The sequence below is a fragment of the Serratia ureilytica genome, from assembly GCF_013375155.1.
GTDB classification, from domain to species: Bacteria; Pseudomonadota; Gammaproteobacteria; order Enterobacterales; family Enterobacteriaceae; genus Serratia; species Serratia ureilytica.
Map to the genome: position 1 here is coordinate 284,532 of NZ_JABXOF010000004.1, position 10,698 is coordinate 295,229.

At 61.2% G+C, this 10,698-nt stretch carries 10 protein-coding genes and 1 riboswitch; of the genes, 6 read left to right on the forward strand and 4 right to left on the reverse strand.

Features of this window, described 5'->3' with window-relative positions; translation table 11 throughout:
• Positions 1-76: 76 nt before the first annotated feature.
• Entirely contained in the window at positions 77-1,507 is a 1,431-nt protein-coding gene (gene hldE, locus HWW83_RS10210; protein ID WP_033644597.1) for a bifunctional D-glycero-beta-D-manno-heptose-7-phosphate kinase/D-glycero-beta-D-manno-heptose 1-phosphate adenylyltransferase HldE, read from the forward strand.
• A 51-nt stretch (positions 1,508-1,558) separates the two neighbouring features.
• Here the strand turns inward: hldE and ubiK are convergent, their stop codons facing one another.
• Positions 1,559-1,834, reverse strand: a complete 276-nt coding sequence (gene ubiK, locus HWW83_RS10215) for a ubiquinone biosynthesis accessory factor UbiK (protein ID WP_004937216.1) — start codon at positions 1,832-1,834, stop codon at positions 1,559-1,561.
• A 147-nt stretch (positions 1,835-1,981) separates the two neighbouring features.
• Positions 1,982-2,142, forward strand: a riboswitch (FMN riboswitch).
• A 109-nt stretch (positions 2,143-2,251) separates the two neighbouring features.
• On the opposite strand from ubiK, the gene ribB reads away from it, so the two are divergent.
• Complete coding sequence (ribB, locus tag HWW83_RS10220) at positions 2,252-2,905, forward strand: 3,4-dihydroxy-2-butanone-4-phosphate synthase (protein ID WP_033636071.1); 654 nt, start codon at positions 2,252-2,254, stop codon at positions 2,903-2,905.
• A gap of 52 nt (positions 2,906-2,957) precedes the next feature.
• Here the strand turns inward: ribB and HWW83_RS10225 are convergent, their stop codons facing one another.
• On the reverse strand, positions 2,958-4,490 hold the full coding sequence (locus tag HWW83_RS10225; protein ID WP_089197452.1) for an alkaline phosphatase: 1,533 nt from the start codon (positions 4,488-4,490) through the stop codon (positions 2,958-2,960).
• A 325-nt stretch (positions 4,491-4,815) separates the two neighbouring features.
• Here HWW83_RS10225 and ygiD point away from each other — a divergent pair, with 325 nt between their 5' ends.
• Positions 4,816-5,598 (forward strand): 4,5-DOPA-extradiol-dioxygenase, encoded by a 783-nt coding sequence (ygiD, locus tag HWW83_RS10230; RefSeq protein WP_033644599.1) that lies wholly within the window; start codon positions 4,816-4,818, stop codon positions 5,596-5,598.
• A 47-nt stretch (positions 5,599-5,645) separates the two neighbouring features.
• Here ygiD and HWW83_RS10235 read toward each other — a convergent pair whose 3' ends face one another.
• Together HWW83_RS10235 and HWW83_RS10240 are read right to left on the reverse strand one after the other, a co-directional pair.
• Complete coding sequence (locus tag HWW83_RS10235) at positions 5,646-6,806, reverse strand: glutathionylspermidine synthase family protein (protein WP_033644600.1); 1,161 nt, start codon at positions 6,804-6,806, stop codon at positions 5,646-5,648.
• 3 nt (positions 6,807-6,809) lie between these two features.
• Positions 6,810-7,478: a DUF1190 family protein gene (locus HWW83_RS10240; RefSeq protein ID WP_033644601.1), complete on the reverse strand. Its 669-nt coding sequence runs from the start codon at positions 7,476-7,478 to the stop codon at positions 6,810-6,812.
• Positions 7,479-7,831: 353 nt separating this feature from the next.
• On the opposite strand from HWW83_RS10240, the gene HWW83_RS10245 reads away from it, so the two are divergent.
• Genes HWW83_RS10245 through dhaL form a run of 3 tightly spaced genes read left to right on the forward strand, consistent with a single transcriptional unit; the run spans position 7,832 to position 10,695 of the window.
• Positions 7,832-8,932: a glycerol dehydrogenase gene (locus HWW83_RS10245; protein WP_176589270.1), complete on the forward strand. Its 1,101-nt coding sequence runs from the start codon at positions 7,832-7,834 to the stop codon at positions 8,930-8,932.
• A 50-nt stretch (positions 8,933-8,982) separates the two neighbouring features.
• Positions 8,983-10,053: a dihydroxyacetone kinase subunit DhaK gene (gene dhaK, locus HWW83_RS10250; protein WP_033644603.1), complete on the forward strand. Its 1,071-nt coding sequence runs from the start codon at positions 8,983-8,985 to the stop codon at positions 10,051-10,053.
• Between the two features lie 9 nt (positions 10,054-10,062).
• Entirely contained in the window at positions 10,063-10,695 is a 633-nt protein-coding gene (gene dhaL / locus HWW83_RS10255; protein ID WP_033644604.1) for a dihydroxyacetone kinase subunit DhaL, read from the forward strand.
• The last annotated feature ends 3 nt before the right edge of the window (positions 10,696-10,698 follow it).

Below are 10,698 nucleotides of genomic sequence, written 5' to 3' on the forward strand. Positions count from 1 at the left end.
ACCTTTTTGCGGGTATTCCGGCGGTCTGTGGTAATATCTGCGCCACTAAAATTTTGTTCTTTTTTGGAGTTATCGGATGAAAGTTACGCTGCCTGATTTTCGCCGCGCCGGTGTGCTGGTGGTCGGTGACGTCATGTTGGATCGCTATTGGTATGGGCCGACCAGCCGCATTTCACCGGAAGCCCCGGTGCCGGTGGTCAAGGTCGATACCATCGAAGAGCGTCCCGGCGGCGCGGCTAACGTGGCGATGAACATCGCTTCGCTGGGCGCCACTTCCCGTCTGGTGGGCCTGACCGGCATCGACGATGCGGCGCGGGCGCTGAGCGCCAAGCTGAATGAAGTCAACGTGCGCTGCGACTTCGTCTCGGTGCCGACCCATCCGACCATTACCAAGCTGCGCGTGCTGTCGCGCAACCAGCAACTGATCCGTCTCGACTTCGAAGAAGGCTTCTCCAACGTTGATCCGCAGCCGATGCTGGAGCGCATTCAGCAGGCGCTGCCGCAGATCGGCGCGCTGGTGCTGTCCGATTACGCCAAGGGCGCGCTCAGCCAGGTGCAGGGCATGATCCAACTGGCGCGCGCCGCCAAGGTGCCGGTGCTGATCGATCCGAAAGGATCCGATTTCGAGCGCTATCGCGGCGCGACGCTGCTGACGCCGAACCTGTCCGAGTTCGAAGCGGTGGTGGGCCACTGTAAGGATGAAGCGGAACTGGTAGAACGCGGCATGAAGCTGGTGGCGGATTTCGAGCTGTCGGCGCTGCTGGTTACCCGTTCCGAACACGGCATGACGCTGCTGCAGCCGGGCGTTGAGCCGCTGCACTTGCCGACCCAGGCGCAGGAAGTGTTCGATGTGACCGGCGCCGGCGACACCGTGATCGGCGTGCTGGCCGCCTCGCTGGCCGCCGGCAACTCGCTGGAAGAGTCCTGTTTCCTGGCCAATGCCGCCGCCGGCGTGGTGGTGGGCAAGCTCGGTACCTCCACCGTGTCGCCGATCGAACTGGAGAACGCGGTGCGCGGCCGCGCCGAGACCGGTTTTGGCGTGATGACCGAAGCGCAGTTGAAACAGGCCGTCGCGCAGGCGCGTCAGCGCGGCGAAAAAGTGGTGATGACCAACGGCATCTTCGACATTCTGCATGCCGGCCACGTCTCTTATCTGGCCAATGCTCGCAAGCTGGGCGATCGCCTGATCGTGGCGGTGAACAGCGATGCGTCGACCAAACGCCTGAAAGGGGAAAAACGCCCGGTCAACGCGCTGGAGAACCGCATGATTGTGCTGGGTGCGCTGGAAGCGGTGGATTGGGTGGTGCCGTTCGAGGAGGACACGCCGCAGCGCTTGATCGCCGACATCTTGCCGGATCTGCTGGTCAAAGGCGGCGATTACAAGCCGGAAGAGATTGCCGGCAGTGCGGAAGTGTGGGCCAACGGCGGCGATGTCAAAGTGCTGAACTTTGAAGACGGCCTGTCGACCACCAACATCATCAAAGCGATCAAAGACGGGCGCGGCTAACGCCGGGCGACGTAAAGAACAAGGGCGCGCGGTGCGCGCCCTTGGCGGGAATTATTCGTCTTCCTGTTTGGCGGCCGGCGCCGCGCTCAGCTTGCTTTCCAGCTCGGCCATGCGCTGTTCCAACAGCGCCAGCTTTTCGCGGGTGCGCAACAGCACCTGAGTCTGCACGTCGAACTCTTCGCGGTTAACCAAATCCAGGCGGGTCAACTGCGACTGCAGCACCTGACGGATTTTTTTCTCAACGTCTTCCCCGAATTCACGAACGCCTTTAGGCATGGACTCATGAACCTGGCGTGCGATTTGTTCGATTTTTTTCGGGTCAATCATGGCGTATCCCTTTCAGAGTTTAATAGCTGCCGCTTAGTGTAATGCGAGTTGCCCGCCGGATAAACACCATTAAGCGCATTCGCCGCGCGTGGCCGAATTGTGCTTTTGCCAATTGCCCTGTCTATCCATTAGCGTTATAGTCATCTTGCTTATTCTCAGGGCGGGGTGAAAGTCCCCACCGGCGGTAAATCACCTTCTACGGTGAAAGCCCGCGAGCGCTCAGCCAGCCTGTAAAGGCCGGTTAGAGGTCAGCAGATCCGGTGTAATTCCGGGGCCGACGGTTATAGTCCGGATGGGAGAGAGTAACGGTATCTGCCGGGCATGCGCCCGCTTGCGTTATTTTTTTAGCTATTGCTAGCTACTCCTCAAGATCGCCCTGGTTCTGGTAATCCATAATTTTTAATGAGGTTTTTTACCATGAATCAGACGCTACTTTCAGACTTCGGCACGCCGACAGAACGCGTTGAACGCGCGATCGACGCACTGCGCAACGGGCGCGGCGTGATGGTGCTCGATGATGAAAACCGTGAAAACGAAGGTGACATGATCTTCGCCGCGGAAACCATGACCGTTGAGCAGATGGCGCTGACCATTCGCCACGGCAGCGGCATCGTGTGCCTGTGCATCACCGAAGAACGTCGTCAGCAGCTTGAGCTGCCGATGATGGTGACCAACAACTCCAGCCAGTTCCAGACCGCCTTCACCGTGACCATCGAAGCGGCGCAGGGCGTGACCACCGGGGTTTCCGCTTCCGATCGCCTGACCACCATCCGTGCGGCGGTGGCAGACAGCGCCAAGCCGAGCGACCTGAACCGTCCGGGCCACGTGTTCCCGCTGCGCGCGCAGCCGGGCGGCGTGCTGAGCCGTCGCGGCCACACCGAAGCGACCATCGATCTGGTCTCCATGGCCGGTTTCAAACCTGCCGGCGTGCTGTGTGAACTGACCAACGACGATGGCAGCATGGCGCATGCGCCGGAAGTGATCGCCTTCGCCAAACAGCACGACATGGTGGTGCTGACCATCGAAGATCTGGTGGCCTACCGCCAGGCGCACGAGAAAAAAGCCAGCTGATAGCCGGCCGCTTTCAACGATAAAAAAGCCGCGTAATGCGGCTTTTTTGTATCTACCGTTCTGACAGGCGTTCGCTGATGCGGCTGGCGTAATTCATCACGTGGAAGGTGTAGTTCTCCTCAACCGTACCCTGGAACAGATGTGCCCAGGGGCCGATGGCGTAGATGCCGAGATCTTCCCCGCCGTGCGTCTCGCTTTTCAGCGGCACCAGCGCCGGCTGAATAAAGTCGGGCGCGGTGGTTTGCTCCATGGTCAATGCCGGGCGCTCGGTCAGCGGGATCGCGCCGCCGGGGCCGTTGGCGAAACCGAGGGTGGTGTAGGGCTTGCCGTCGCTGCCCAGCCGAGGTTTACCGTCGACGCCGACGGAAATGCCGAGGATAGGATTGCCGCGCTTGGCATAGCCGGCGATGGTCAGCGTGTGGCTGTGATCGCCGGTCACGATCACCAGCGTTTCGTCCAGGTTGACCTTGCCGACAATGGTTTTCACCGCCTCGTTCAGGGCGACCGCGTCGCTTAGCGTGCGGTAGGCGTTGCCGTTATGGCTGCCGTGATCGACGCGCCCGCCTTCCACCAGCAACAGATAGCCTTCGGGATTCCTGGCCAGAATATCGATGGCCTTGCCGGTCATTTCCGCCAGCGAAGGCTCTCCCGCCGCGTCTTGCCGCCGGTCATGCTCGAAGTTCATGTGCGACGGCTCGAACAGGGCCAGCAAATGGTCGACGTTGCCCGGTTCGATTTTGTCGAACTGGGCCTGATTCCAGACGTATTGTCCGCGCTCGCCGTAGCGTTGCAGCCAGGCCTGCGTCAGGTCACGGCCGTCCCTTCTGGCGCCTTTCTTGCCGGGATATTCCGGATCGCTCACGCTGTCGGGCAGGAAGTTGGCGCGCCCGCCGCCCATCGCCACGTTCAGGCCGTTGCCGTATTTCATTTCCACCAGCTGGCGCGCGATGTCGCGGCAGCCTGCGGCCAGGGCATCCGCCGGCATTTTGGCGTCAGACTCCCAGTCGCGGTTGGCGATATGGGCATAGGTGGCGCCCGGCGTGGCGTGGGTAATGGTCGCGGTCGTCACGGCGCCGGTGGACATGCCGAGCGTTGCGGCCATCTCCCACAGCGTGGTGACGGCCTTGGTTTGCTGATCCTCGCAGTTGTTGAGGGCGGCCGTATGGTTGAGACCCATCAGATCGTTGATGGTTTTGACGCCGGTGGTCATCGCCACCGCGCTGGGCGCGGAGTCGGTGATTTGGGCGTCGGCGGAATAGGTTTTGGCTGCCGCCAGATAGGGGAAGGCTTCCCAGGCCAGCACGTTGGATTCGCCGTCCACGCCGCGCTGCTGTCCTTCAAAAATACGGGCGGCGGTCACGGTGGAAAACCCCATGCCGTCACCGACCACCAGAATGACGTTTTTAGCGCGGTTGGTGTTTGGGGTCTGTTTCAGTCGCTGTTGCAGCTGAGCTTGCGCCTGAAGGAAGTAAGGGTCTTCGCGCTGCGTCAGCGGCGCGTTGTCCGTCGCTTTGGCGGCTGCCGCCCCGGTGGCTAACAAGGACATGGAAAGCGCCAGGCGGGTTGCCAGTGTGAGTCTGAACATGAATTCCTCCTTGGTGAGACGTGATTCCCGTAGCGCCGACGGGCTGCCAACACCCTGTCGACGGCAGGAGGAGTGTATCGATTGTGTTAACAAAAAATACATAAATTTTTCACAATTTAGATCTGTGTGGCAGTAATGCCATGGTATTCATGATTTTTATTAATCATTTGAAAATCATTCATTTTTTAACTTTTTGTTTGCCGGTGCATTTTTGCGATTTTTAATTCAAATTTATTGAATATCTTCATCACGGTTATCCGGCTGTGTTGCTGCGGCAAAGCGCGTAATGTAACGCCATAGCACAATTTGAACTAAGGATCGCTCTATGAACACCTCTCGTATGCCGGCACTGTTTCTTGGCCACGGTAGCCCGATGAACGTGCTGGAAGACAACCGCTACACCCAGGCATGGCGTGCGTTGGGTGAGTCATTGCCGCGTCCGAAGGCGATCGTGGCGGTTTCTGCGCATTGGTATACCCGCGGCACTGCGGTCACCGCTATGGAAAAACCCAAAACCATTCACGACTTCGGCGGGTTCCCGCAGGCGCTGTTTGATACCCGCTACCCTGCGCCGGGTTCCCCCGCGCTGGCTGCGCAGCTGCAGCACATTCTGGCGCCGGTGCCGGTAACGGCGGATCTCGGCGAGTGGGGGTTGGATCACGGCACCTGGGGCGTATTGATCAAGATGTATCCCAATGCCGATATCCCGGTGGTGCAGCTCAGCGTCGACGGCACTCAGCCGGCGGCTTACCACTATGAGCTGGGCCGCAAACTCGCGGCGCTGCGGGATGAGGGCGTGATGATCGTCGCCAGCGGCAACGTGGTACACAACCTGCGCATGGTGAAATGGCAGGGCGATACCAGCGCCTATCCGTGGGCGGAGTCTTTCAATAACTTTGTCCGGGATAACCTGCGTTATCGGGGCGATAACCACCCGCTGGTGGATTTCATGCGCCATGAGGGCGCGGCGCTGTCGAACCCGACGCCGGAACACTATCTGCCATTGCTGTATGTGCTCGGCGGCTGGGATGGAAAAGAGGCCATCAGCGTGCCGATCGACGGTATCGAAATGGGAGCGCTGAGCATGCTGTCGGTGCAGGTGGGCTAAAGAAAAACGCCAGTCAGAGACTGGCGTTTTTGCCTTCAGCGGGGCGATCAGCCGAGGATGGTGTGCGGATAGAAGCGCGACAGATCCTGCGTGATCAGTTCGCGATCTTCGCGCAGGCCGATGCCGCAGGGTTGATCGTTCACCAGCCAGCTGCCGATCAGCGTGTAGCTGTCTTCGAACTTCGGCAGCGGATGGAACTGCTGCACGATCATGCCTTCTTCACCGTACGGTCCATCGACGCGCGCCACTTCCTGACCGTTTTCGACGATCTGGATATTGGCGCCTTCGCGTGAGAACAGCGGTTTGGTGACGTAATGATCCATCGGCGGATGATCGTCTTGCGCGAAATAAGCCGGCAGCAGGTTAGGGTGATTCGGGAACATTTCCCACAGCAGCGGCAGCAGCGCCTTGTTGGAGATGATGCTTTTCCAGGCCGGCTCCAGCCAGCGCACGCCGGCGTCTTCCAGCTTGGTGGAGAACATCTCGCGCAGCATGAATTCCCACGGATAGAGCTTGAACAGGTTGCCGATCACCTGATCCTGCAGATCGGTGAACTGGCCTTTCTCGCCGAGGCCGATCTCTTCCATGAACAGGAACTCGGTCGGCAGACCGGCTTCCTGCGCGCAGTCCTGCAGGTATTGCACCGTGCCGCGATCTTCTTCGCTGTCCTGGCAGCAGGCCAGGTGCAACAGGCCGAAGCCGTGATGCGCTTTCAGCTCGGCGAAACGCTCGATCAGTTTCTCCTGCAGGCTGTTGTACTGATCCGATTCCGGATCCAGCTTGCCGGCGTTGATCTGGTCTTCCAGCCACAGCCATTGGAAGAAGGCCGCTTCATACAGTGAGGTGGGCGTATCGGCGTTGTTCTCCAGCAGCTTCGGCGGATTGACGCCGTCGTAGGCCAGATCGAGACGCGAATACAGCGACGGCTGGTTGGTGCGCCAGGAGCTGCGCACGAATTCCCAGGTGTGTTTCGGGATGCAGAACTTGGCCATCAGCTCGTCGCTGGCGACCACTTTCTCCACCACCTGCAGGCACATCTGATGCAGCTCGGCGGTGGCATTTTCGATCTCTTCAATCTGCGCCAGCGTGAACTGGTAATAGGCGTCTTCACACCAGTACGGCTCGCCGTACATGGTGTGGAAACGGAAGCCGAACTCGGTCGCTTTTTCGCGCCAGTCCGGGCGCTCGGTAATGGCAATACGTTTCATGCATCAACCGCCCATGCTGCGAGAGCCGGAGTTGGAGGTGGCGCTGCTGCGCTGCATGCTGGTCTGCTTGGCCACGGTCTCGCCGAAACCGCCGCGGGTCACGGTGTTGGTGACCGCAGGCTTCGGCGCCATGGCGGTTTTCGGCACCGTCATGGTGCGACCGCCGGCGGTGGCCGGGCCGTAGCTCTTGCCGCTGGCGTCGACAAACTTGCCGTTCGCCGGGCTGGCGGCGTTCTTGGAGGTGAACAGCGGCTGCTGCGCGAAACCGGAACCGCCCATCAGGCGGCCCATCATGTAGCCCGCCATCAGCGGCATCCAGAAGCTGCCGCTGCTTTGCGATTCCGCCGCCATGCCGGCCTGCGCCGGAGCCGGCGCCTGGGTGCACTGCGCTTCGCCGAACTCGGCGACGCAGTCTTCGCGGGTGGCGTATTTCGGCGCGGTTTTCGCCGCTTCTTTCAGGGCGTTGTTGTAGGCGGTGGTGCACTGCTCGCTCATCGAAGGGTTGGCGCGCGAACAGTCATCGGCATTCTGATACAGGGAGACCGTTTCATCGCTCTTCTCGCAGCCGGCCAGCATAAAGACGGCGCTGATCGCCAAGGCCACGGGCGCGACACGGTAGCTGCGCCAGGATTTGCGGAACGTCTCTTGGTTGATGTTTTTTGTCCGTTTCATCGTTATCAATCCCATCATGCGGGCTGTTTTCGCCCTTTCCCAGTAGTGGCGCTAAGGATAGGGGAAACATGGTCAAAATTAAAGCTGAAACGCCCGCAGAATCCACTCTTTACGCAGTTATACGTTGGGGTGTGCGCCAGTTCGCTTTCGCGGCGAAAAAACGCGCATTGGCGTTTCATCATGAAACGTTATCGCTATGATGATGTTCCATAATGGAACAAAAATCGCGTGGCTCGCCAGGCGGGCGGCAGGCGCTCATAGTCGAAGCACAACAACAAGCCGGCGGCGAAGTCGGCGCGTCATCACCTGATATCTGAACGTTACCATCGCCAACTCCCTACAAGGATCCGGTTATGTTGAGAATCATCCAGTCACCAGGCAAATACATTCAGGGCGCCAATGCGCTGGCCGCCGTCGGCGAATACGCCAAATCCCTCGCCGACCATTATTTCGTGATCGCCGACGACTTCGTGATGCAGTTGGCGGGCGACACCTTGATGGGCAGCCTGCAGCAGCACGGCGTGAAACATCATGCGGCCCGCTTCAACGGCGAGTGCTGCCGTAAAGAGATAGACCGGCTTGGCCGCGAGCTGCAGACCCACGGCTGCCGCGGGGTGATCGGCGTCGGCGGCGGCAAGACGCTCGACACCGCCAAGGCCGTCGCCCACTACCAACGGCTGTCGGTGGTGCTCATTCCCACCATCGCCTCCACCGATGCGCCGACCAGCGCGCTGTCGGTTATCTACACCGAACAGGGCGAATTCGCCGAATACCTGATCTACCCGCGCAACCCGGACATGGTAGTGATGGACAGCGCCATCATCGCCAAAGCGCCGGTGCGCCTGCTGGTAGCCGGCATGGGCGACGCGCTCTCCACCTATTTCGAAGCGCAGGCCTGCTTCGACGCTCAGGCCACCAGCATGGCCGGCGGCAAATCGACGCTGGCGGCGCTCAGTCTGGCGCGGCTGTGCTACGACACGCTGCTGGCCGAAGGGGTGAAGGCCAAGCTGGCGGTCGAGGCCGGCGTGGTGACGGAAGCGGTGGAACGCATCATTGAGGCCAATACGTATCTGAGCGGCATCGGCTTCGAGAGCAGCGGGCTGGCGGCGGCGCACGCCATTCACAACGGTTTCACCGTGCTGGAGGAGTGTCACCACCTCTATCACGGCGAAAAAGTGGCGTTCGGCACCCTGGCGCAGCTGGTGCTGCAGAACAGCCCGATGGCGCAGATTGAAACCGTGCTGGCGTTTTGTCATGGCATCGGCTTGCCGATCACGCTGGCGCAGATGGGCGTTACCGGCGACGCGGCGACGAAGACGATGGCGGTGGCCGAGGCCAGCTGCGCCGCCGGCGAAACCATTCACAACATGCCGTTCAAGGTCACCCCTGCTGGCGTGCAGGCGGCGATCCTGACGGCGGATCGGCTCGGCGCCGCCTGGCTGCTGCGTCATTGATACCGTTGGGGCGCGGTGCGCCGCGCCCCTGGCTTACAGAGGAAACCATCGTGAAAAAACTGATTAATCAGGTCGAGTCGGTGTTGGAAGAGCAGTTGCAGGGGCTGGCAGAGGCTCATCCCGAGTTGCTGGTGCATGCGGATCCGGCGTTCGTCACCCGCGCCGACGCGCCGGTAGCGGGCAAAGTGGCAATTCTGTCCGGCGGCGGCAGCGGCCACGAGCCGATGCACTGCGGTTTCGTCGGTGAAGGGATGCTCGACGGCGCCTGTCCGGGCGAGATTTTCACCTCGCCGACGCCGGATAAAATGTACGAGTGCGGTCAGGCGATCGACGGCGGCGCCGGGGTACTGCTGCTGATCAAGAACTACACCGGCGACGTGCTCAACTTCGAAACCGCCACCGAGCTGCTGCACGACAGCGGCGTCGCGGTGGCGACGGTGCTGGTGGATGACGACGTGGCGGTCAAGGACAGCCTGTTCACCGCCGGGCGGCGCGGGGTGGCCAACACCGTGCTGATGGAGAAATTGCTGGGTGCCGCCGCGGCGCGCGGCGACGATCTGGACAGCGTGGTGACGCTGGGGCATCGCATCAACAACCACGGGCATTCGATCGGTATCGCGCTGGGCGCCTGTACCGTCCCCGCCGCCGGCAAACCGTCGTTCACCCTGGCGGAGAACGAGATGGAGTTCGGCGTCGGCATTCACGGCGAGCCGGGCATTGCGCGCCGTCCGTTCACCACGCTCAACGCGGCGGTGGATGACATGTTCCATACGCTGATCGACCACGGCCACTATCAGCGCACGATCCGCGTCTGGGATCGCCAACAGGGTGAGTGGCGCGACGAGATGCAGACCAAGCAGCCGCTGACGCGCGGCGATCGGGTGATCGCGTTGGTCAACAACCTGGGCGCCACGCCGCTGTCCGAGCTGTACGGCGTGTACCATCGGCTGGCGGAGCGCTGCGCCGAGGCGGGCATCATCATCGAACGCAACCTGGTGGGCGCGTATTGCACTTCGCTCGATATGCAGGGCGTGTCCATCACGTTGTTGAACGTGGACGACGAACTGTTGTCCTTGTGGGATGCGCCGGTGAAAACGCCTGCGCTGCGTTGGGGTTGCTGAGGAGGAATTATGGCGTTGACCAAACCACAGGTCGTCGATTGGCTGATGCGTTGCGGCGAAGTGTTCAGCCGGGAGCGCGATTTTCTTACCCAACTGGACACCGAGATCGGCGATGCCGACCACGGCCTGAACATGAATCGCGGTTTCAATAAGGTGGTGGAAAAGCTGCCGTCGGTGGCGGACAAGGATATCGGCTTTATCCTGAAAAACACCGGCATGACGCTGCTGTCGAGCGTAGGCGGCGCCAGCGGTCCGCTGTTCGGCACCTTCTTCATCCGCGCGGCGCAGGCGGCGAACGCCAAGCAAAGCCTGGATCTGGCGGAGCTGCATCAAATGATGCAGGAAGGGGTGGAAGGCGTGGTGATGCGCGGCAAGGCGGAGCCGGGCGACAAGACCATGTGCGATGCCTGGTGGCCGGTGGTGGAAAGCCTCGGCCAGTCCGCGCAGCAGAACCTGAGCGTGGCGGAGGCGCTGCAGCGCGCCGCCGACAGCGCCGAGCGGGCGGTGGAGAGCACCATCACCATGCAGGCGCGCAAGGGGCGTGCCAGTTACCTGGGCGAGCGCAGCATCGGCCACCAGGATCCCGGCGCCACTTCGGTGATGCTGATGATGAAAACGCTGGCCGAGGTCGCCGGCAGTTAGCAG

Coding starts and splice junctions, on each gene's coding strand:
- ubiK (WP_004937216.1), bottom strand. CDS start 1,834: ATGATTGACCCGAAAAAAATCGAACAAATCGCACGCCAGGTTCATGAG.
- ygiD (WP_033644599.1), top strand. CDS start 4,816: ATGAACACCTCTCGTATGCCGGCACTGTTTCTTGGCCACGGTAGCCCG.
- HWW83_RS10225 (WP_089197452.1), bottom strand. CDS start 4,490: ATGTTCAGACTCACACTGGCAACCCGCCTGGCGCTTTCCATGTCCTTG.
- ribB (WP_033636071.1), top strand. CDS start 2,252: ATGAATCAGACGCTACTTTCAGACTTCGGCACGCCGACAGAACGCGTT.
- hldE (WP_033644597.1), top strand. CDS start 77: ATGAAAGTTACGCTGCCTGATTTTCGCCGCGCCGGTGTGCTGGTGGTC.
- HWW83_RS10240 (WP_033644601.1), bottom strand. CDS start 7,478: ATGAAACGGACAAAAAACATCAACCAAGAGACGTTCCGCAAATCCTGG.
- dhaL (WP_033644604.1), top strand. CDS start 10,063: ATGGCGTTGACCAAACCACAGGTCGTCGATTGGCTGATGCGTTGCGGC.
- HWW83_RS10245 (WP_176589270.1), top strand. CDS start 7,832: ATGTTGAGAATCATCCAGTCACCAGGCAAATACATTCAGGGCGCCAAT.
- HWW83_RS10235 (WP_033644600.1), bottom strand. CDS start 6,806: ATGAAACGTATTGCCATTACCGAGCGCCCGGACTGGCGCGAAAAAGCG.